1 pseudogene is annotated in these 458 nt (G+C 57.0%); it reads left to right on the forward strand.

The features are described from left to right. A pseudogene (gene rpoB, locus A3754_RS05000) lies at positions 1–458 on the forward strand (DNA-directed RNA polymerase subunit beta); the annotation flags it as partial.

Genomic DNA, 458 nt, shown 5'->3' on the forward strand with positions numbered 1-458 from the left:
GGTTTATCTGGCGATCAAACGTCGCATCCAGCCCGGTGACAAGATGGCCGGCCGTCACGGTAACAAGGGTGTGATCTCCGTGATCATGCCGGAAGAAGATATGCCGTATGACGAGAACGGTGTGCCGGTGGATGTGGTGTTGAACCCGCTGGGTGTACCGTCGCGTATGAACGTGGGGCAGATTCTGGAGACCCACCTGGGGTGGGCGGCGAAAGGTCTTGGTGAGCGTATCGGCGAAATGCTGGCCGAGCAGAAGAAGATTGCGGATATTCGTGTCTTCCTCGACAAGATCTACAACAAGGCCGGTGCCGGTGGTACTCCGGAAGACCTGGACAGCTTCAGCGATGATGAGATCATTGATCTGGCCAAGAATCTGGTAGGCGGCGTGCCTATGGCCACTGCGGTATTCGACGGTGCCAAAGAGTTCGAGATCAAGGAACTGCTGGAACTGGCAGGCC

It is taken from the genome of Alcanivorax sp. HI0083 (genome assembly GCF_001635175.1).